Source organism: Methyloceanibacter sp. (assembly GCF_058506495.1).
Map to the genome: position 1 here is coordinate 13610 of NZ_JBZMXT010000014.1, position 21174 is coordinate 34783.

Here is a 21174-nt window from a genome sequence, read left to right on the forward strand (position 1 = left end):
CGCCCATTTGATCCTGTAACCGCAACGACGCATGAAACAGTTCGCGCGTAACACGCCCAAGCTTCCTCCCGGCTACCGCCTGGTTCAGTTGGATACGGTGGACTCGACCAACGAAGAGGCCAAGCGCCGCGCGGATATGGGCGAACCAGGGCCATTGTGGATTTGGTCTGCGCGGCAGTCCAAAGGGCGAGGACGGGCGGGGCGCCAGTGGACATCGCAGGTGGGCAACCTCTTCGCCAGTATACTTCTTCGCCCAAACTGCACACACCAGACAGCGGGCCAACTCGCTCTTGTCGCCGGCATAATCACCTACGATACAATCTCAAAGTTGATTGCATATGAGGGCCGCTCAAGACTGCTCCTCAAATGGCCCAACGACGTTCTGCTGGCCGACGAGAAGGTCGCTGGGATGTTGCTTGAGAATCTCGGCATGGCTGAAGACGCACGTTCTGCTGTCGTCATCGGCACGGGCATTAACCTTGCGAATTATCCTGAGGACATCCCGCAGCCGGCGATCTGCCTTGAGGCTTATGGACTGACAATCACACCTGCACACGCGCTGGAAGTCCTGGCGGCAACAACGGATGAGTGGCTGAAACGCTGGAATGAGGGTGCTAGCTTTCCGTCCATCCGGCGCGCCTGGTTGGATCGTGCAGGGCCGGTGGGACGCAAGCTCGTCGTCCAGCTCGGCGACGAAACAATCGAAGGCAGCTATGCAGGCCTCGATCTGGGCGGCGCACTCCAGTTAAAGACAGAACACGGCACGCGCACCATCATGGCCGGCGATGTCTTCTTCGCGCCCTGACGCCATGGCCAAGAAGGAAGACAAAGCCAAGAACAAGTTCGTTTTCGTGCCGCTCGGTGGCGTGGGCGAGATCGGCATGAATCTGTATCTCTATGGCTATGGCAGAGACAACGCCTACACCTGGCTCGTCGTCGATATGGGAGTCACATTTGGCGGCGAGTATGAGCCAGGGATCGACGTCATCCTGCCCGACATTCGCTTTCTGGAGGAGGAACGGCGCAATATCGCCGGCCTCGTACTAACGCACGCACACGAAGACCACTATGGCGCTATCCCGGACCTATGGCCGTTGATCGGACGCGCGCCCATCTATGCCACGCGCTTCACCTCCGAGATGTTGCGCGGGAAGCTTAATGAGACGGCGCTGGAGGAGAGCGATCTGCCGCTGGAGGTCTTGCCGCTGGGTGCAGAACGCCAGATCGGTCCTTTCCACGTCGAGCTCGTATCCATGTCCCATTCAATTCCGGAGCCGACAGCGCTGGCAATCCGGACACCGCTAGGGACTGCGCTCCATACCGGGGACTGGAAGCTAGACGAGACACCACTGACCAGCCCGCCCACAGATGAAAATCGCTTGCGGGAACTTGGCGATCTCGGTGTCGATGCCGTGATCTGCGACTCAACAAACGCGATCCGGGAAGGCGTGTCACCGTCCGAGGCCGACGTGGCTAAAAACCTACTCAAGCTCATCAGACAAGCACCCAATTGCGTTGCGGTCACCACGTTTGCATCGAATGTGGCCCGGTTGATTTCAGTCGCGAATGCGGCAAGGGCTGCCGGGCGCGAACTCGTTGTCGTAGGGCGCGCCATGTACAGGGTCATAGAGGCAGCCCAGATTACGGGCTATATCGATCCCGACCTGCGTTTCCATCCAGAGACAGCGTTCTCCCAGTTCCCGCGCAACAAGGTGGTGGCGCTATGCACGGGGAGTCAGGGCGAACCGCGCGCCGCGATGTCTCGGATAGCAAGTGGTGAGCATCCTAATGTCACGCTCAAGAAGGGCGACTGGGTGATCTTCTCGTCGCGGACAATCCCGGGCAACGAGAAATCGGTAGGGCGCGTTCAGAACGACCTTTCCGACAACCGCATCGAAATCCTCACAGATCAGGATGCGTTGGTGCATGTCTCTGGCCACCCCCGCCGTGGAGAGCTTGAACAACTCTATGCTTGGGTCAAGCCAGACATCGCCGTGCCCATGCATGGTGAAGGCCGCCATCTGGAGGCGCATGCGGAACTAGCCGAGGACTTGGGTGTCGAGGAGGTCGTCCGTGCGCGCAATGGCACGATGGTGCAGCTTCTACCGAAGCCTGCCGCCATTATCGACGATGTACCTGTCGGCCGACTTTACCGTGACGGCTATCTGCTCACGTCCGCAGATGAGGGCCAAGTGCGCGATCGGCGTAAACTTGCCTTCGCCGGCATTGCGTCCGTTTCACTTGTCTTGACCACGAGAGGCGAGCTCGTCGCAGATCCTGAGGTATCGCTAACGGGACTGCCGGAGGAAGACTACGACGGGGTGCCTCTAGAGGAAATCGCGCGCGATGCAGCAATCGGGACAGTCGAGAGCATTCCGAGACCGCGCCGCAAAGATCCAAAGCTTGTGTCGGAAGCGGTACGCCGCGGCGTACGGGCGGCTCTCCGTCAAGCCTGGGGCAAGAAGCCTATCTGCACCGTATTGACGACCATACTCTAACCGCCTCAAAAAGAGCGTCTAACGCCTCATTTGCCATTTAGATTGTCCTCGAAGCGTTTTGAAACTGGAGCAGAAATTCATGATTGGCCGTTTGAACCATGTTGCCATCGTCGTACCGGACCTAACCGCGGCGACTGCTGTTTATCGCGATACGCTAGGCGCTAAGGTTTCTCCTGAAGAAGATCAACCCGAACACGGTGTGCGGACGGTCTTCATTGAACTGCCCAACACCAAAGTTGAACTCCTGGGCGTCCTTGGCGACGGCTCCCCAATCCAGGCCTTTCTTGAGCGCAACCCCAGCGGTGGCATTCACCACATCTGCTATGAGGTGCCAGACATCCTGGCCGCGCGCGATCAGCTGATGAAAGATGGCGCGCGCGTTCTCGGAGACGGAGAGCCCAAGATCGGCGCCCATGGTAAGCCCGTGCTCTTTCTGCACCCGAAAGACTTCTGCGGCACCCTGGTTGAGCTCGAAGAGGCGTAGGCCATGAGTCTCGCCTTCGGCATCGCCATCTACTTTGTGATCTGGTGGGTGTTGTTGTTTGCCATTCTTCCGTTCGGCGTCCGCACTTCAGAAGAAGCGGGCGAAAGCAGCAATCCTGGCTTCGCCGAGAGTGCTCCGCATAGGCCTAGGCTGCTGCCGAAGATTATCGCCACGACCATCATCTCGGGCATCGTCTTCGCATTCATCTATGCAATCCTGGAGCACAAAATATTCGGGCTCGACGACATTCCCTTCTTCCCGCGTTATGAGCAGGTGCAGCAGAAGCCGTAAGGCCCACGGGCTCCCGCGACGAAGTAACTAACAAAAAAAGCAAGGCCCCAAGGGACCTTGCTTTTAAAGTTATTGCTCCTTGTCATACCCGCCGGGACAGCTCGAAAAGAGAGCGGCGGGGACGCGGAAGCGCTTGTCCATCGGGTAGAACGCGCGCCTGAAGCCTTTCCTCCCAAGACTTGGACCGAATAGCCAACAGCGTGTTTTTGGTTGCTGACAGTGTCCAATCTCTAAACGCTTCACGTCACAAACCGCAAAGGGGTTCGAGCGCTCTTGCGTTGTGTCGGGACACTAGCTTGGCCGCGCCAAATTGTCACCATGATTGTGACGGGTCGACGCAGATTGGATCACTTTTATTGAATGGCCCATTGGCACTTCGCAACCAAACCGACGATCCTCGCGTTCAACTGGAGAAAACTGCCTTGCAGAAGGGCAGCGGGCCCCACTGATCAAATTTCATGCGTTTTTTCACCCGTTTTCATTGGTATGACCGCGCTGGCTCGCATATCCCGGGATTGCCGGAGAATCACGATACAAGTTTGATAAAGCTTAAGCCGGTCGTTTGCCTCACTGGGCGATCTTGGCTATTAGCCCAACCCAGGGTGCGTCCTGGTGCTATCGCCGCCGCCTACGGGCCCGAGATCAAACGCGGTCGGCCATTCTTGGAATTGGCCAAACCAATTGCCGACAGAGCCTCACGATGCGCCTCAGCCGTTTCTTTCTGCCGATGCTACGCGACGATCCCAAGGAAGCGGAGATCGTGTCTCACCGGCTCATGCTCCGCGCCGGCATGATCCGCCAGTCCAGTGCGGGCATCTATAGCTGGCTTCCCCTTGGATATCGCGTGTTGAGCAAGATCGAGCAGATCGTGCGGGAGGAGCAAGACCGCGCCGGGGCCCTGGAGCTATTGATGCCGACGATACAGTCGGCAGATCTCTGGCGCGAGAGCGGTCGCTATGACGACTACGGCAAGGAGATGCTGAGGATCCAGGACCGCCACGAGCGCGATCTACTTTTTGGTCCCACGAATGAGGAGCTGATCACGGCGATCTTTCGAGACGGCGTGAAATCGTACAAGGACCTGCCGCGCATCCTGTATCACATACAGTGGAAGTTCCGGGACGAGATCCGGCCGCGGTTTGGCGTCATGCGTGGACGCGAGTTTCTGATGAAGGATTCCTATTCCTTCGATCTCACCCAAGAAGAAGCGCGCCGATCCTACAATCGGATGTTTGTTTCGTATTTGCGCACTTTCGCACGTATGGGTCTGAAATCGATCCCCATGGCCGCTGAAACGGGACCGATCGGAGGCGACCTCTCTCATGAGTTCATCGTCCTTGCTGAGACCGGCGAAAGCGAGGTTTACTGCCACAGCGATTACCTTGCGATGCAGTCACCAGGCGAAGATCTGGACTACGACAGCGACCTCGCGCCGCTTGTGAAAACCTGGACGAGCCAATACGCAGCAACGGCGGAGATGCACGACGCAGCGCGTTTTGAGTCCGAAGTTGCGGAGGCAGAGCGGGTCACAGCGCGCGGAATCGAAGTCGGCCATATCTTTTTCTTCGGCACGAAGTACTCGGAGGCGATGGGCGCAAAAGTGCAGGGCCCTGATGGCGGACTGACACCTGTGGAGATGGGGTCGTATGGTATCGGCGTTTCCCGGCTGGTCGGTGCAATCATCGAAGCCTCACATGATGAGGCCGGTATTATCTGGCCGCAATCGGTGGCGCCATTTGATGTGGGTTTGATCAACTTGAAAGCCGGCGATGCCGAGACTGATGAGGCTTGCGAAGGTTTCTACACGCAGCTCCAAAACGCGGGTTTTGATGTGTTGTATGACGACCGTGAAGACCGCGCAGGCGCGAAATTCGCAGCCATGGACTTGATTGGTCTGCCATGGCAGCTGATCGTCGGACCCAAGAGCTTAAAGGCGGGGGAGGTCGAGTTGAAGGAGCGCGCGACGGGTGCCCGCCATAGTCTCACCTTCGAGTCAGCGTTGAATATGCTAACCAATGCCGGGGTTGGCGAAGTTGGGGTAGGTGCATGAGCGCGAGCGAGACCGTCGTTGAAGCTGCGGAGGAGACTGCTGCGCCGTCCACCCGCGCCTTCGCGCCCTTTGAATGGCTTGTTGCACTTCGCTATTTGCGCTCACGCCGAAAGGAAGGCTTTGTTTCGGTCATCGCCGGCTTCTCCTTCATCGGCATCATGCTCGGGGTTGCAACCCTCATTATCGTCATGGCGGTGATGAACGGCTTTCGGCAGGAGCTATTCGACAAGATGCTTGGGCTCAACGGCCATGTCGTGGTGCACAGCGTTGGGCAGTTCACGGACTATGACGACGTGGCCCAGCGTGTGCGCGATGTACAAAATGTGAAATACGCGCTCCCGCTCGTTGAAGGACAAGTTCTTGCCTCGACACCCCTCGGCTCGACCGGCGCACTGGTCCGTGGTCTCCGCGAGAATGACCTGAAGAGCCTCAAAGCTATTTCAAGCAAGGTTCGATTTGGTACGCTGGATGGCTTTGACGGCGATCCAGGCGTCGCCATAGGCAGCCGCATGGCTAATACACTCAGTGTCAAAGTCGGCGACAGCATCTCAATTCTGACACCACGCGGCGCGTCGACCCCCTTGGGTACGGCGCCCCGCATAAAACGATATCCGGTCGTTGCGATTTTCGAGATCGGCATGTCCGAGTACGATGCAAGTATTATGTTCATGCCGCTGAACGAGGCGCAGATCTACTTCAATCAACCGGACTCCGTGTCGGTCCTGGAGGTCGTCCTTGAGTCTCCCGATGAGGTTGCCACGCTCGCACCCAAGATTGTTGAAGCCGGCGGCGAGACCATTTACGTCACCGACTGGCGCCAACGGAACGCGACTTTCTTCTCGGCGCTCCAAGTCGAACGTAATGTCATGTTTTTGATCCTGACACTGATTGTTTTAGTGGCTGCGCTCAACATTATCTCCGGCCTCAAGATGCTCGTGAAGGACAAGGCGAGGGACATTGCCATTCTGCGCACGATGGGTGCAACGCGTGGCTCGGTCATGCGTATTTTCCTCATCGCCGGGGCCACGATTGGCGTCACGGGAACCTTGGCCGGGCTTATCCTTGGCGTCCTCGTTTGCGCGAACATCGATCACATCCGCTGGTTCGTGTCCTGGCTCACCGACACAGAGCTTTTCCCTGCGGAGCTCTACTATCTATCTGAATTACCAGCAAAAATGGACATGGGTGAAACCGTCTCCGTGGTGGTCATGGCCCTGACATTGTCGGTTCTTGCCTCCGTCTATCCCGCCTGGCGGGCCTCCCGTCTCGATCCAGTCGAAGCGCTCCGTTACGAGTAGGGGGGACCGTGGCCGCCATCGAAAGAACGCCAGCGCTGGAACTCGTCGATCTCGAACGGGGATTCACGCAAGGCGACCGCCGCATCGATGTCCTTAAGAAAGCCAGTGCGCGATTCCATTCGGGAGAGACCGTGGCGTTGCTCGGCCCATCGGGCGCCGGCAAGTCGACGCTTTTGCACATTGCGGGCCTACTCGAGAAACCCGACGCAGGTAGTGTGATGATCGGCGGAACCGACTGCGTGGCCTTGGGCGACAACGAGCGTACCCGGATCCGGCGAATGGAAGTCGGATTCGTCTATCAGTTCCACCACCTGCTCCCAGAGTTCTCGGCGTTGGAAAACGTTATGCTCCCTCAGCTTGTCTTGGGTTGCCCGAAAGAGTACGCGCGGGCCAGAGCCCAAGCGCTCTTGAACCCGTTGGGCCTTGAAGAAAGATGCGAACATCGGCCGGCAGAACTGTCGGGCGGCGAGCAGCAGCGTGTGGCGATTGCCCGCGCGCTGGCGAACAAGCCTCGCATATTGCTTGCCGACGAACCGACTGGGAACCTCGACCCGCACACCGCCGATAAGGTCTTCGACGAGATGATGCGGCTGGTGCGGGACGAAGGGGTTGCCGCTGTGATCGCGACCCACAATCTCGATCTCGCAGCCCGGATGGACCGGGTTCTGCGCCTCACCGAAGGATTGCTTGTGGAGGAAGAGGTCGCCGTGGTGGAAGCGGTGACCTGAGCGCCTTGCCAAAAGCGGGCAAAGGTCCACTATTCCGTCTAACAGCCAGGTGAGTCGACCACCTTCTCAGACGGACGATTATGAGCGAACAGCAGCCCTTCGTGCACCTGCGCGTACATTCCGCTTACTCCTTGCTGGAGGGGGCGCTCAAGATCCCCAAGCTCGTTGAGTTGGCAAAGGCGGATGCGGCGCCAGCGCTGGCGCTGACAGACTCCAACAATATGTTCGGCGCACTGGAGTTCTCCGAGGCCATGTCGGGCGCCGGAATACAGCCCATCATCGGCTGCACGCTGAATATAACCTTCGAAAAGCCTGGCAAACCCGGCACGGCAGACCCTCAGAGCCCAACGCCCGACGGGTCTATTGCGCTTCTCGCTAAGGATGAAGCTGGCTATCGAAATTTGATGGAATTGACGAGCCGCGCCTATGTGGTTGCGGCCGAGGTGGGGCAGGCTTTTGTCACTGTCGATGAACTAGAAGCGCACTCCAAGGGTCTGATCGCTCTCAGCGGCGGTCCTGAGGGCCTCGTAGACACCGCCTTCGCCGAAGGGAACACAGAACTTGCGCAAAGCCGTACCAAGGCCCTGCATTCAATCTTCGAAGACCGCTTTTACATAGAGCTCCAACGGCATGGCATTGCTCAAGAAAAGTCTGTTGAGCCTCATCTTCTGCAGCTAGCCTATGCGATGCAGATACCTCTCGTGGCAACGAACGAGCCGTTTTTCGCGGTGCCGGATGATTTCGAGGCCCATGACGCTCTGATCTGTATTGCTCAAGGCAGCTATGTCGCCATCGATGAGCGTCGGCGCCTCAGTCGGGAGCACTACTTCAAGTCAGCAGACGAAATGCGGGCACTTTTCGCTGACTTGCCTGAGGCAATTGAAAACACGGTTGAGATCGCGCGGCGTTGTGCATACCGCCCAAAGACGCGAAGCCCGATCCTCCCGGCTTTTCTGTCTGGCGGAGAGGCCAGCGCTGAACTCGCGCAAACGGAGGCCGACGAGCTGAATCGGCAAGCGGAGGCAGGTCTCGCCGCGCGTCTCGCTCGGCACGGCGTCGCCGCAGGTTTCGACGAAGCGGCCTATCGGGAGCGACTTGCCTCCGAGCTCGAAATTATCACACGCATGAACTACCAGGGCTACTTCCTGATCGTTTCCGACTTCATCAAGTGGACGAAGGGGCAGGGCATCCCCGTGGGGCCAGGCCGCGGCTCCGGCGCGGGCTCGCTGGTGGCCTACGCGCTGACGATTACAGATCTCGATCCCATCCGCTTCGGACTTCTCTTCGAGCGCTTCCTCAATCCCGAACGCGTGTCCATGCCCGACTTTGATATCGACTTTTGCCAGGATCGGCGCGACGAGGTCATCGCGTATGTCCGTGATCGGTACGGCGCCGATCGGGTCGCGCATATCATCACATTCGGAAAGTTGCAGGCACGAGCCGTCCTTCGCGACGTGGGACGCGTACTGCAAATGCCCTACGGCCAAGTGGACCGGCTTTGCAAACTTGTGCCCATGAACCCTGCAAACCCCGTGACATTACCCCAAGCCATTGCCGGCGAGCCCCGGCTGCAAGAGGAGCGCGACAAGGAGCCCATCGTCGCCAAATTGCTCGATATTGGGCAGCGCCTCGAAGGACTTTACCGACACGCATCGACCCATGCGGCAGGTGTTGTGATAGCGGACAGAACACTCACGGAGCTTGTGCCGCTTTACCGAGACGCGCGCGCGCAGCTGCCGGCGACCCAGTTCAATATGAAATGGGTTGAAGCTGCTGGCCTGGTCAAGTTCGACTTCCTCGGCCTCAAGACGCTCACGGTCATCGAAATGGTTCGGAGGCTTATTGCCCGCGACGGAACGAGCATGGATCCGTCCAAAATCCCACTCGATGACGCCAAAACATTTGAGCTCATTCAGCACGCGGAAACGGTCGGGGTCTTCCAGTTGGAAAGCCAGGGCATGCGCGACGCCTTGCGCAAGCTGAAGCCCGACCGGTTTGAAGACATAATCGCCATGGTCGCGCTCTACCGGCCAGGCCCGATGGACAACATCGAGACCTTCGTCAACCGCAAACACGGCAAGGAGAAGATCGAAACGCTTCATTCGATGATCGAGCCGATCCTCGCCGAGACCTACGGGGTCATCATCTACCAAGAGCAGGTTATGCAGATTGCCCAGGTGCTATCCGGCTACTCACTGGGCGAGGCCGACCTTCTGCGCCGGGCTATGGGCAAGAAGATTAAGGCGGAGATGGACAAGCAACGCGCGCGTTTCGTCGAAGGCGCCGTGGCTAACGGTGTTGAGAAGGGCCGGGCGGAGTACATATTCGAGCTGGTCGCAAAGTTTGCCGGCTATGGCTTCAACAAATCCCACGCGGCTGCGTATGCGCTCATAGCCTATCAAACGGCCTATCTCAAAGCGAACCACCCGACAGAGTTCTTGGCAGCGTCTATGACGCTCGATATGGGCAATGCCGACAAGCTGAATAGTTTCGCACAGGAGGCCCGGCGGCTCGGCATTCAGCTAGAGCAACCTTCGGTCAACTTTTCGGAAGTCGGCTTCCTGCCAGGTGGGAACGCAATTCGCTACTCCCTTGCCGCACTTAAGAATGTTGGCCAGCACGCCGTCGAATCTATCGTCGCTGAGCGGAATGCCAACGGCCTCTTTGGCGATATCTCGGACTTCGCGCGCAGGCTGAATCCGCGCCAAGTCAACAAACGGGCACTGGAGACCCTCGCAACGGCCGGCGCGTTTGACGAGCTTGGCATCGATCGAGCAACCGCACTGGAGAACGTCGATAGAATAGTTCTTGCCGGGAACAGCGCGCAGGAAGCCCGCGCCGGCGGTCAGAACGACCTCTTTTTCTCAAGCGGCAATCAAGCGCCACCGCCTATTGAGTTACGTAAGACGTCCCGTTGGCTGCCGACCGAACAACTGTCACACGAGTTCGAGGCCGTTGGCTTTTTCCTGACGGGCCATCCGCTCGATGAGTACAGCGAAGTCCTGAAATCGCTTGGTGTGGAGACTTGGACTGATTTCGCTGCGAAGGCGCAGAAGAAACGTGTGGTGGGCCGCCTCGCAGGCACCGTGCTGTCTTCCCGCGAGCGCAAAGGCAAGACGGGTAACCCCTATGCTTTCGTCGCCTTTTCGGATGCCACGGGGCAGTTCGAGGCGGTGATCTTCTCCGAGGCTCTAATCGCTGGCCGGCATCTTCTCGAGGCGGGTTCTGTCGTGCTTCTTGATGCCGAAGCCGAAGCGGATGGCGAAAACATTCGCGTCCGGGTTCAAGGACTCTCCTCGCTCGATAGCACCGCCGAGGAGCGGGTTGCCGGCATGAGCGTGACAGTGGACGATCCCAACGCGCTCACCGAGCTTGCCGCGGTCATCGGCGGGGAAGGAGGCCAGGGACGCCTCCAGCTCCGCCTTCGTGTCGAAGGCAAGGAAGTGGAGTTCGACCTGCCGCAGGGGGTCAATTCGACGCCCCGCCAGCGCAACACGCTTATGCTGCTGGATGGCGTTCGGGAGGTCACCGCACTTTAGGCCGGTACGGGCCCAATAGGGCCTTCTTTCTAAGGATCTTCCGGGCTTGCAAAGCGCGAAGCAGCCCCCTATAACCCGGCCCATCTCACACGCGGGGACTAAGCGTCACAAAGGCCATCTATAACCTTTGCGCTCGCTCCGGTGACCGGAAATTCCGGTCTCTCATCGCCCCGCGGCGGAAAAAACCGGAAAAAGGAGTCTGCAGTCCCATGGCACTGCCCGATATCTCTATGCGTCAGCTCTTGGAAGCTGGCGTTCACTTCGGTCACCAGACACATCGTTGGAACCCGAAAATGGCGCCGTTCATCTACGGCTCCCGGAACAACATCCACATCATTGACCTGACCCAGACAGTACCGCTGCTGCACCAGGCTCTAGTTGCGATATCCGACACGGTAGCCAAGGGGGGGCGTGTGTTGTTCGTAGGCACGAAGCGCCAAGCCACCGAAGCTATCGCTGAAGGCGCGCGCTCCTCGGCACAGTACTTCATCAATCACCGCTGGCTCGGCGGCACACTGACGAACTGGCGCACTATTTCGCATTCCATCAAACGCCTGAAGGCATTGGAGGAGCTTCTCGAGGGCGAACATCGCGGTCTCACTAAGAAGGAGCTGCTTCAGCTCACCCGCGAGAAAGATAAGCTCGAAATCTCGCTGGGCGGCATCAAGGACATGGGTGCTCCACCGGACGTCATCTTTGTCATCGACACCAACAAGGAATCCATCGCGATTGCGGAGGCCCGTAAGCTGAATATCCCCGTCGTTGCGATCGTTGATTCCAATTGCGATCCGGATGGCATCACCTTTCCCATTCCCGGTAACGACGACGCCGGCCGCGCCATTACGCTGTATTGCGATCTGATCGCCCGTGCAGCCATCGACGGTATCGAGCGTGGTCAGGGTTCGATGGGTGTTGATCTCGGCGAGGCTGAAGAGCCGATAGCCGAGCCGGCGATCGAGGAAGAGGCCGCGACTGAGGCTGCTCCAGCCGAGACCGCCGAGGCGGAGTCGAAGGAAAACGCGTAACCAAGCCGCTTAGTCAATGAGGCTCGGCGAAAGCTAAGAGATAGAGGAACGGATGGCGACGATCACGGCAGCCATGGTCAAAGAGCTCCGCGAGAAGACCGGCGCGGGCATGATGGATTGTAAAGCGGCGCTGAACGAGAACGACGGCGATATGGAAGCCGCCATTGATTGGCTCCGCGCAAAGGGCCTAGCCAAGGCCGCGAAGAAAGCTGGCCGCGTAGCCGCTGAAGGTCTCATCGGTTTGCACGAGACAGACACCGAGGCAGCGCTCGTCGAAGTTAACTCAGAGACGGATTTCGTGGCGCGGAACCCGAGCTTCCAGGAAATGGTCAACACGATCTCAAACTCGGCTATCAAGGCCAAGGGCGACATTGAAAAGCTTGGTGGAGAGACCTATGCCGACGGCGGAAACTCTGTCGCCGAGACGCTGAAGGAAATGGTCGGCTCCATCGGAGAGAACATGACCTTGCGCCGGACGGCTCATCTGGCCGCCGACAACGGCGTGGTGGCGAGTTACATGCATAACCAAGCGGCTCCGGGTCTCGGCAAGATCGGCGTCATCGTTGCACTGGAATCGACTGGCGACGCGGATGCTGTGAAGGGCTTCGGTAAGCAGGTCGCCATGCATATTGCCGCAACAAATCCGCAGGCTATCGATATCGACAGCCTCGACCAGGATCTCGTCGAGCGTGAACGCGCCGTTCTGACCGAACAAGCTAAAGAGTCGGGCAAACCCGACAACGTCATCGAGAAGATGGTTGAGGGACGCTTGCGGAAGTTTTACGAGGAAGTGGTCCTCCTCAAGCAACCGTTCGTCCACGACCCAGATAACACGGTCGCCAAGGCTATGGAGGCGGCTGGAAACAACGCGGGCGGACCGATCAAGATCATCGGATTCTATCGCTTCGCGTTGGGCGAAGGCATCGAGAAGGATGAGGGCGACTTCGCTGCCGAGGTTGCCGCGGCCGCCTCTGGCGCATAGGGTTCGGGCGGCGACTCCTGAGGCGTCGCCGGTCCAGGCCTAGAAGGACCGAGGCCGCATTGGTCGGGCCATTTGAGGGGTTCATCCTGTATAGGACAGCCGGAGCCAAACGTTGATGGACACACCGTCTGCCGCGAGATCGCGCTACACGCGCGTACTTGTCAAACTCTCCGGAGAGGCGCTCGCCGGGGACAAAGGCTACGGAATCGATCTCGACATTATCGAGCCGATTGCGAAGGATATTGCTGCGGCTGCGGCTACGGGCGTTGAGCTTTGTGTTGTCATCGGCGGAGGCAATATCTTTCGTGGCTTGATGGCGGCTGAGGGCGGGATCGATCGGGCGCGCGCCGACTATATGGGCATGCTGGCCACAGTGATGAACGCACTGGCTCTGCAGACAGCGATCGAACGGGCAGGACAAACCGCCCGCGTTCTGTCAGCCATTCCGATGCCAACGGTGTGCGAACCCTATATCCGCGATAAGGCACTCGACCACCTGTCGAAGGGACGCGTGGTAATATTTGCGGGCGGGACCGGCAACCCGTTTTTCACCACCGACACGGCGGCCGCCCTGCGCGCCGCGGAAATGGAATGCGAGGCTCTGTACAAGGCCACTCAAGTTGATGGCGTCTACAGCGCCGACCCCCAGAAGGTACCAGATGCAAAGCGTTATGAGCGCCTAAGCTATGCGGATGTCCTCAAGCAAGATCTTAGGATCATGGACGGGGCTGCAATCGCCCTTGCCCGAGACAACGGTATTCCGATAATTGTCTTTTCGATCAAGAACCATGGGAACTTAGCTCTTGAACTTCAGGGGCAGGGAGCCTCGACGACGATCGACGGCGGATAGGCGGTCCCACTTATTCGGAAGCTTTAAAGCAACGCGCCAAGTCCGGTATGGGATTTCCGGAGGATGGCCGCTAGGGAAAGCAAAATGTCTGACTTCGACTTGGATGAAATTGAACGGCGAATGCGCGGCGCGCTGACGGCCGTAAAGCATGAGTTCAGCGGACTTCGCACTGGCCGCGCCAGCGCTAGCCTCCTGGATCCGATCATGGTTTCAGCCTACGGAAGTCCTATGCCGCTGAACCAAGTGGCGACTGTAAACGTTCCGGAGGCACGGATGATTACTGTGCAGGTCTGGGACAAGAGTCAGGTTGCAGCGGTTGAAAAGGCCATCCGGGAGTCCGATCTAGGGTTGAATCCAGTTGTCGAGGGTCAGCTGTTGCGGCTCCCCATCCCAGAACTTAATGAGGAGCGGCGTCAGGAACTGGCGAAGGTTGCTCACAAATACGCGGAGCAGGGCCGCGTAGCGGTAAGGAATGTGCGCCGGGACGGCATGGAACATCTGAAGAAGGCTGAGAAGGACGGCGACATGGGCAAAGACGAGCACCATGCGCTGGCCAACAAGGTTCAGGACCTGACCGACAACGTCATCAAGGATATCGACGAGGCGCTGGCAACAAAAGAAGCGGAAATCATGCAGGTCTAATTGGGACCAGCGTATGGACGCATTTGAAGCTTGCTACGGAGAGGCTGGCCGTGACGCTCGTAGTGGACAACAAGTGGGGTGACGAGACTCGTCCGGGCCCTTCCCATGTGGCCATCATCATGGATGGCAACGGCCGATGGGCCGCGGAGAGACGCCTGCCGCGGGTCGAGGGACACCGGCGAGGCGTGGAAGCCGTTCGCAGGGTCGTCGAAGCATCGAGAGACCTCGGCGTCACGCACCTTACGCTCTTCAGCTTCTCCTCCGAGAATTGGTCGCGCCCAGCCAAGGAAATCAGTGATCTCTTTGGTCTTTTGAGGCGGTTTATTCGACGCGATCTCGCCGATCTGCACAAAAACGGTGTCCGCATACGTATCATTGGATCCCGCGGCGGCTTCGACGCCGACATTCAACGCATGTTGGATGACGCCGTGGAGCTCACGAAAGACAATGGAACGCTCCATCTCACTATTGCTTTCAACTACGGCTCTCGCAATGAGATCATGCGTGCTGCCGAGCGCTTTGCAGAAGACATCAAAGCAGGTGTGCGTGCTCCGGGGGATATGACAGAGGATCTGTTTGGAGCCTATCTCGACACAAACGAACTACCCGACCCAGACTTACTTATACGCACATCGGGAGAGTTGCGGTTGTCGAACTTTCTTCTGTGGCAACTGGCCTATGCCGAGTTCGTTTTTGTCGATACGTACTGGCCCGACTTCGATAAGGCTGACTACGAGGAGGCACTTGCTGAATTCCGGCGGCGAAACCGGCGTTTCGGTGGTCGCAGTGTGAGATCGATGGCGTGACGTCCCCAACGCCCTCCCACGACACGTCCTCCCAGCCTCAGCGCGAACAACCGCCCGAATTGTGGCGCCGCATCGGATCAGCCGTATTCCTTGCGGCTTTGGCGCTTGTAGCACTTGTCGCTAGCCCTTGGAGTTTTCTACTGCTGGTGATTGCATCGGCGACCATTCTCTTCTGGGAGTGGGGAGCCGCTACACGCTCAACAGGCGGCGATGCCACCACAATAATTCATGTAGCGTGCATGACAGCGGTAGTGATTTTCGTAGCGGTACATAAGTTCGAGCTGGCAGCGATCATCTTCGCGGCAACGGTAGCCACGCTCTTCATCTCCGGCTACCGAAAGAGGACCCCTCGAGAGGCACAGCTCGATGCAGGCGGTCTGGTCTACGTCCTGCTTCCCGCAGCGGCTCTCATCTGGCTTCGCAGCGACCCAACTTACGGCCTGTCAGCAGTTTTGTTCGTACTCGTCGTGAGTTGGACTACAGATACGGCGTCTTATGTTGGTGGCCGTACGTTCGGTGGTCCGAAGTTTGCGCCGACAATATCGCCAAAAAAAACATGGAGCGGCTTCTTCGTTGGCGTCGCGACGCCCATCGCGGTTGGTATTCTATTTGCCCTGTATCTCGGCAACACCTCACCGGTAGTCTTAGCGCTTGTGGCATTAGTGCTTGCCTTCTCTTGCCAGATGGGTGACTTGCTTGAGAGCGCGGTGAAGCGAAACTTGGGCATAAAGGATATGAGCCAGCTCATACCTGGGCATGGAGGCTTTTTCGACCGAATCGACAGTCTGCTGATGGCGGCTGTGGTCGCAGCGCTGATCGCCATGCGGAATCCAAGCGCACCGGGCACGGCGCTACTTATTTGGTGAGGTGCGTAAGCTGACACCGGTAGAAAAAGAGACAGCCTCCAGGCCGCGCGCAAGCGTCAAGCAGCCGAAGCGGATTAGCGTGCTCGGGGCGACAGGGTCTATCGGAGAAAGCACGCTCGATCTCGTTGGGCGCAACCCGAACGACTACGATGTTGTGGCGCTGACCGGCAACAAGAACGTGGAGCGTCTGGCCGAGCTCGCTGTGAAGCATCGAGCCAAGCTCGCTGTTGTCGCAGACGCCGCGAGCTACAAGGACCTCTTGCTGGCATTGGCGGGCACCAATATTGAAGTCGCCGCTGGCCCCAAAGCTCTCCTAGACGCCGCGTCTCGACCCGCCGATTGGGTTATGGCAGCCATCGTCGGCGTCGCAGGCCTGCGCCCCACCTTGCGCGCTGTGAAGCAGGGTACCGCGGTTGCGCTTGCCAACAAGGAGTGCCTCGTCTCCGGCGGTGAGATCTTCATGCGCGAGGTCGCGCGGCACAACGCGACCCTCTTGCCTGTGGACTCGGAGCACTCTGCAGCGCTCCAAGCTATGACAGGGACGGAGCCAGAGAAAATCGAAACTGTATGCCTGACGGCATCTGGCGGCCCATTTCGGACCTGGAGCGTTGACCAAATGGCGTCGGCCGGCCCCGAGGAAGCGCTGAAACATCCAAATTGGTCTATGGGCGCAAAGGTCACGATCGACTCTGCTTCCCTGATGAACAAGGGATTGGAGCTCATCGAAGCCCATCATCTCTTCGCACTGCCACCTGAGAAGCTGGACGTGCTTGTACATCCCCAGTCGATCGTTCATTGCCTTGTGCAAATGACCGATGGGGCTGTTCTGGCGCAACTTAGCTGCCCAGACATGCGGACTCCCATTGCCTACAGCCTTGCTTGGCCGGAGCGTATGCATGTTCCCAACGAGCGCATCGATCTCGCAGCCCTCGGGTCGCTGACATTCGAAAAACCCGACCCCGAGCGGTTCCCTGCACTCCGCTTGTCCAAAGAGGTGCTCGAAACAGGCGGCAGCGCTGGCGCGGTCCTCAACGCCGCTAACGAAGTTGCGGTTGCGGCATTCCTCGAGAAGCGTCTAGGATTCCTAGGTATCGCCGGGCTGGTGGAGACGACGCTGGCCGATTGTGCTGATTTGATCGCTCTTCCGCTAGAAACCGCAGAGGACATTTACGAGATTGACGCGGAAGCCCGTCGGCGCGCGCGAGACCGGCTCCCCCGCTGGGCGGCAGCGGAGGCAGGGAAATAAACTAGCGATCAACAAATTCTATTCGGGCGACACCGAGCAAACCGAAGGCGGCCTGAGCGCGCTGGCGCTCATGTGCTGACTAAGAAGGGCCCAATTCTCTAGGTAACTCAACTCATGGACATATTCTCATATCTCACCGGCTTCGGCGGGAACTTTCTAGGCTACCTCATTCCGTTTTTGTTTATTCTGACAATCGTGGTCTTCGTCCACGAGATGGGCCACTTCCTTGTGGCGCGATGGTGTGGCGTTGGCGTCAAGGCGTTTTCCATCGGTTTCGGTCCAGAGATTTTCGGCTTCGAAGACCGGCAAGGTACGCGCTGGCGCGTCGCGTGGATTCCGCTTGGCGGCTATGTGAAGTTCATCGATGACGAAAATGCCGCCAGCGCAGGGCAAAAAGACTTGGAGTCGTTGCCCGAGGCGGATCGGGACAAGACGTTTCAGGGAAAACCGCTGGGTCAGCGCGCCGCAATTGTCGCTGCAGGCCCCATTGCGAACTTCATTTTCGCAATTCTCATATTCGCCGCGATCTTCACTATTTTTGGTGAGCGCATCACAGCTCCGAAGGTGGACTCTATCAATCCGGGCAGTGCAGCGGAGCGGGCGGGATTCAAGGCGGGCGATCTCGTTACCAGCATTGATGGCACCAAGATCGTGAATTTCTCGGAGATGCAGCGGATCGTAGCGACCAGCCCTGGCCGAGAACTGGATTTCTTGGTCGACCGGGATGGCAAATCCGTCGCTCTGACGGCGACGCCAGAACGGAAAGAAATCACAGATCGCTTTGGAAACACGTTCAAAATTGGTCTTCTGGGGATCCAACGCAGCGCGTCGCCGGACGATTGGACCTTAGAGCGTCACGATCCGGCCACGGCCTTCGTAATGGGTGTCAAGGAATGCTACTTTGTCGTGTCCCGGTCACTAGGCTACCTCTACGATGTGATTGTGGGGCGGGAGGATGCCGATCAGCTCGGTGGCCCACTCAGAATTGCGCAAGTATCGGGGCAAGTTGCTTCGGTCGGATTTCTTGCACTTCTTAACCTCGCCGCCATCATCTCAGTGAGTATTGGGCTTATAAACCTTTTCCCAATACCTATGCTGGATGGTGGTCATCTTTTGTTCTACGGAATTGAAGCTGTAAGAGGGAAGCCGCTGAGCGAAACGACGCAGGAAATCGGTTTTCGGATTGGCCTTGCCCTGGTCCTCATGCTAATGATTTTTGCGACCTGGAACGATCTGATTCATTTGAAGTTTCTGTGATAATGGCAGTGGCGGCTAGGGAACGAATCGAGCCGCTGAAATACATTCAAGAAGAGAGCAGGCGCATCTAAAATCGGCCACAAACAGATGGCCAGCTAGCAGGAACAACCGCATACCTAAGAGGGGTTTGGGGTTAACGGGGGATTACACCAGAAATGGTGCGGTGGACGTTGGAAAGAGGGCTCTACGCAGTCCTCCTGGTTCTTTGTAGCGTCCCGCTCTCGCTGGGTCTCAGCGTGGGCTCGGGCAGCCTTACAGCCGCTGCCCAAAGCGGCACCATCAGCTCGGTCATCGTCCAGGGCAATCAGCGCGTCGAAGCCGAAACCATCCGGTCCTATCTCACCTTTTCTGCGGGAGACCCCTATGACCCCGGTGAGATCAACCAATCTCTAAAGACGCTTTTCGCGACCGGACTTTTCAAGGACGTTCGCATTCGGCGCCAATACGCCAACGTCGTGGTTGTCGTCGTCGAAAACCCAGTCGTGGCTCGCGTTCGGTTCGAGGGGAACCAAGACGTTGACAGCGATACACTTCGCGCCGAGGTGCAGCTAAAGCCGCGCTCGGTTTACACGCAAGCCCGCGTGCAGGCGGACGAGCAGCGAATTCGGGACGTCCTCGCACGCCAAGGGCTCTACGACGCCCAAGTAAGCGCCCAAGTGATCCCACTTGGCGGCAACAGGGTTGAAGTCGTTTTTCAGATCGGAGAAGGGATAAAGACCAAGGTCAAGGCGATCAGGTTTGTCGGCAACGACTCATTCAGCTCTTCCCAACTGCGTTTTGTGATTACGACCAAACGCACAGGCTGGCTGAGCTTTCTCAAGAACGACAATATTTACGACCCCGATCGTCTTGCTTTGGACCGTGAACTTCTCCGGCAATTCTATCTCAAGAATGGCTATGCGGACGTCCAAATTCTCTCGTCGAACGCTGACATAGAACCGGGCGGGGGTGGCCTCTTTAATCGCGACAAGAGCGGCTTTGTGATCACTTTTGAGATCTACGAAGGACCGCGTTACAGATTTGGCTTCATCGATATCGAAAGCGCGTTGCCGTCGCTGGATGTCGGTGCGCTCAGCAGTGCGCTGCTTACAAAACCAGGCAAACGCTACGACATCGAGAAGATACAGAAAACGATCGAAGCCTTGACCGTCAAGGTATCCGAGCAAGGCTATGCCTTCGGGCAGGTTCGGCCCCGATTCGATCGCGACCCGACAACGCAGACCATCAACGTTACCTATGTCATTGACGAGGGGCCGCGGGTCTATATCGAGCGGATCAACATTGTCGGCAACTATCGGACTGAAGATCAGGTCATTCGCCGCCAATTCCGTCTGGCCGAAGGCGATGCCTACAATCGCCTCTTGATCGAGGCAGCTCGAAAGCGCCTGCGCGCTCTGGGCTTCTTCAAGACGGTTGACATCGAGACAGAGCCTGGAAGCGCACCCGATCGCGTTGTCATTAACGTCGTTGTAGTGGAACAGCCGACGGGTGAGTTCTCCTTTGGTGTGGGTTACTCCACCGTCGAGGGCGTCATCGGCGATGTCAGCATCTCAGAGAGAAACCTAATGGGCCGCGGCCAGTATGTCCGTCTCGGATTGGCCGGCAGTCTCGAGCGCTTTCAGATTGATTTTAGCTTCACTGAACCTGCGTTTCTTGGGCGCAACATCGCGGCTGGCTTTGACCTCTTCCACAAAGAAGTCGACCTGACCAATGTGGCTTCGTTCAAACAGCGCGACACGGGCGGCAATCTGAGAATCGGTTTTCCGGTGGCCAACAACACACAGCTTGGATTGCGTTACCGGTTGAACCGTGAGGAAATCTATGACGCAGCGAGAAATGCCTCTCTCGCCGTCAAGCAAGCGGCGGACGAAGGAGCCGTGATCGTGTCGTCGCTCGGATATACGCTGGCGTATGACACGCGCAACTTGCCCCAGCAGCCGACGAGCGGCATCTTCGCGTCAATCTCTCAGGACTTCGCGGGCGTCGGCGGCGACGTGCAGTACAATCGACTCATCCTTGATACCCGCGGGTACTATCCTGTGACCAATAAGATCACCCTTGTGGGTCGGGTGCAGGGCGGCATTATCGACCCTTGGGGAGGCGAGGATCTGCGCCTCACTGATCTATTCTTTAAAGGCGGCGAGACAATCCGCGGCTTCGAACGCGCAGGCTATGGACCCCGCGATGCCTGCCGCGACCCCGCAACCGGCGAAAGAGTGCCGAACTGCCGCCAGGACGCATTAGGGGGCAAATACTTCTGGGCCTCGACCGCCGAGGTGCGCTTCCCGATTCCACTCGTGCCGGAGAACCTCGGCCTGCAAGGGGCTGTGTTCGTCGACGCCGGCTCGCTCTGGGAACCGGGTGAGGCCGCCATCCAGGCAGTCAATGTCGACGAGGGAAGTTTCATTGAGGATACCGCAGATGTCCGGCTTTCAACGGGTGTCAGCTTGATTTGGCAGTCTCCGCTCGGGCCCCTCCGCGCAGATCTCGCCGAGGCCTTGCTCAAGGCAGACTTTGATAAGACCGAACTCTTCCGCTTCGGCGCATCGACCCAGTTTTAGGGGTTGCCGCTCTTGGTCGCAGCGTTTCATTATCGCGAGCGCTTGAGCGCG

17 protein-coding genes are annotated in these 21174 nt (G+C 58.2%); all 17 read left to right on the plus strand.

What is annotated here, in order from left to right; genetic code table 11:
* Positions 1 to 31: 31 nt before the first annotated feature.
* The 17 genes from AC33YF_RS04630 (at position 32) to bamA (ending at position 21123) form a co-directional block, all read left to right on the plus strand.
* Positions 32 to 805: a biotin--[acetyl-CoA-carboxylase] ligase gene (locus tag AC33YF_RS04630; RefSeq protein WP_491776030.1), complete on the plus strand. Its 774-nt coding sequence runs from the start codon at positions 32 to 34 to the stop codon at positions 803 to 805.
* Positions 806 to 809: 4 nt separating this feature from the next.
* Positions 810 to 2498: a ribonuclease J gene (locus AC33YF_RS04635; protein ID WP_491776031.1), complete on the plus strand. Its 1689-nt coding sequence runs from the start codon at positions 810 to 812 to the stop codon at positions 2496 to 2498.
* Positions 2499 to 2577: 79 nt separating this feature from the next.
* Positions 2578 to 2982, plus strand: a complete 405-nt coding sequence (mce, locus tag AC33YF_RS04640; RefSeq protein WP_491776032.1) for a methylmalonyl-CoA epimerase — start codon at positions 2578 to 2580, stop codon at positions 2980 to 2982.
* A 3-nt stretch (positions 2983 to 2985) separates the two neighbouring features.
* Positions 2986 to 3273 (plus strand): DUF1467 family protein, encoded by a 288-nt coding sequence (locus tag AC33YF_RS04645; protein WP_491776033.1) that lies wholly within the window; start codon positions 2986 to 2988, stop codon positions 3271 to 3273.
* Positions 3274 to 3973: 700 nt separating this feature from the next.
* Complete coding sequence (gene proS / locus AC33YF_RS04650) at positions 3974 to 5323, plus strand: proline--tRNA ligase (protein WP_491776034.1); 1350 nt, start codon at positions 3974 to 3976, stop codon at positions 5321 to 5323.
* A complete protein-coding gene (locus AC33YF_RS04655; RefSeq protein ID WP_491776035.1) occupies positions 5320 to 6621 on the plus strand; it encodes a lipoprotein-releasing ABC transporter permease subunit in 1302 nt (433 codons plus the stop codon). Before proS ends, AC33YF_RS04655 begins: the two co-directional genes overlap by 4 nt.
* A 17-nt stretch (positions 6622 to 6638) precedes the next feature.
* Positions 6639 to 7349, plus strand: a complete 711-nt coding sequence (locus tag AC33YF_RS04660) for an ABC transporter ATP-binding protein (protein WP_491776052.1) — start codon at positions 6639 to 6641, stop codon at positions 7347 to 7349.
* A gap of 80 nt (positions 7350 to 7429) precedes the next feature.
* Positions 7430 to 10888, plus strand: coding sequence for a DNA polymerase III subunit alpha (gene dnaE / locus AC33YF_RS04665; protein ID WP_491776036.1), 3459 nt, complete (start codon positions 7430 to 7432; stop codon positions 10886 to 10888).
* Between the two features lie 209 nt (positions 10889 to 11097).
* The gene (gene rpsB / locus AC33YF_RS04670) at positions 11098 to 11913 is read left to right on the plus strand and encodes a 30S ribosomal protein S2 (protein ID WP_491776037.1); all 816 of its coding nucleotides are present in this window, start codon (positions 11098 to 11100) and stop codon (positions 11911 to 11913) included.
* Between the two features lie 52 nt (positions 11914 to 11965).
* The gene (gene tsf, locus AC33YF_RS04675) at positions 11966 to 12895 is read left to right on the plus strand and encodes a translation elongation factor Ts (RefSeq protein WP_491776038.1); all 930 of its coding nucleotides are present in this window, start codon (positions 11966 to 11968) and stop codon (positions 12893 to 12895) included.
* 115 nt (positions 12896 to 13010) lie between these two features.
* Positions 13011 to 13745: a UMP kinase gene (gene pyrH / locus AC33YF_RS04680; protein ID WP_491776039.1), complete on the plus strand. Its 735-nt coding sequence runs from the start codon at positions 13011 to 13013 to the stop codon at positions 13743 to 13745.
* Between the two features lie 84 nt (positions 13746 to 13829).
* A complete protein-coding gene (frr, locus tag AC33YF_RS04685) occupies positions 13830 to 14387 on the plus strand; it encodes a ribosome recycling factor (protein WP_491776040.1) in 558 nt (185 codons plus the stop codon).
* 50 nt (positions 14388 to 14437) lie between these two features.
* Positions 14438 to 15193 carry an isoprenyl transferase gene (locus tag AC33YF_RS04690; protein WP_491776041.1) on the plus strand — a complete coding sequence of 252 codons (756 nt, stop codon included), beginning with the start codon at positions 14438 to 14440 and terminating at the stop codon, positions 15191 to 15193.
* A complete protein-coding gene (locus AC33YF_RS04695) occupies positions 15190 to 16059 on the plus strand; it encodes a phosphatidate cytidylyltransferase (protein ID WP_491776042.1) in 870 nt (289 codons plus the stop codon). The genes AC33YF_RS04690 and AC33YF_RS04695 overlap by 4 nt, the downstream gene beginning before the upstream one ends.
* Before the next feature lie 10 nt (positions 16060 to 16069).
* Complete coding sequence (gene dxr / locus AC33YF_RS04700) at positions 16070 to 17305, plus strand: 1-deoxy-D-xylulose-5-phosphate reductoisomerase (protein ID WP_491776053.1); 1236 nt, start codon at positions 16070 to 16072, stop codon at positions 17303 to 17305.
* Between the two features lie 114 nt (positions 17306 to 17419).
* Complete coding sequence (rseP, locus tag AC33YF_RS04705; protein ID WP_491776043.1) at positions 17420 to 18562, plus strand: RIP metalloprotease RseP; 1143 nt, start codon at positions 17420 to 17422, stop codon at positions 18560 to 18562.
* Between the two features lie 155 nt (positions 18563 to 18717).
* Positions 18718 to 21123 (plus strand): outer membrane protein assembly factor BamA, encoded by a 2406-nt coding sequence (gene bamA, locus AC33YF_RS04710; RefSeq protein WP_491776044.1) that lies wholly within the window; start codon positions 18718 to 18720, stop codon positions 21121 to 21123.
* Positions 21124 to 21174: the final 51 nt, after the last annotated feature.

Bases quoted from the DNA above. Each gene is read 5' to 3' on its own strand.
- tsf (WP_491776038.1), top strand. From the start codon at position 11,966: ATGGCGACGATCACGGCAGCCATGGTCAAAGAGCTCCGCGAGAAGACC.
- rseP (WP_491776043.1), top strand. From the start codon at position 17,420: ATGGACATATTCTCATATCTCACCGGCTTCGGCGGGAACTTTCTAGGC.
- mce (WP_491776032.1), top strand. From the start codon at position 2,578: ATGATTGGCCGTTTGAACCATGTTGCCATCGTCGTACCGGACCTAACC.
- AC33YF_RS04645 (WP_491776033.1), top strand. From the start codon at position 2,986: ATGAGTCTCGCCTTCGGCATCGCCATCTACTTTGTGATCTGGTGGGTG.
- bamA (WP_491776044.1), top strand. From the start codon at position 18,718: ATGGTGCGGTGGACGTTGGAAAGAGGGCTCTACGCAGTCCTCCTGGTT.
- pyrH (WP_491776039.1), top strand. From the start codon at position 13,011: ATGGACACACCGTCTGCCGCGAGATCGCGCTACACGCGCGTACTTGTC.
- AC33YF_RS04655 (WP_491776035.1), top strand. From the start codon at position 5,320: ATGAGCGCGAGCGAGACCGTCGTTGAAGCTGCGGAGGAGACTGCTGCG.
- AC33YF_RS04635 (WP_491776031.1), top strand. From the start codon at position 810: ATGGCCAAGAAGGAAGACAAAGCCAAGAACAAGTTCGTTTTCGTGCCG.
- dnaE (WP_491776036.1), top strand. From the start codon at position 7,430: ATGAGCGAACAGCAGCCCTTCGTGCACCTGCGCGTACATTCCGCTTAC.
- frr (WP_491776040.1), top strand. From the start codon at position 13,830: ATGTCTGACTTCGACTTGGATGAAATTGAACGGCGAATGCGCGGCGCG.
- rpsB (WP_491776037.1), top strand. From the start codon at position 11,098: ATGGCACTGCCCGATATCTCTATGCGTCAGCTCTTGGAAGCTGGCGTT.
- AC33YF_RS04630 (WP_491776030.1), top strand. From the start codon at position 32: ATGAAACAGTTCGCGCGTAACACGCCCAAGCTTCCTCCCGGCTACCGC.
- proS (WP_491776034.1), top strand. From the start codon at position 3,974: ATGCGCCTCAGCCGTTTCTTTCTGCCGATGCTACGCGACGATCCCAAG.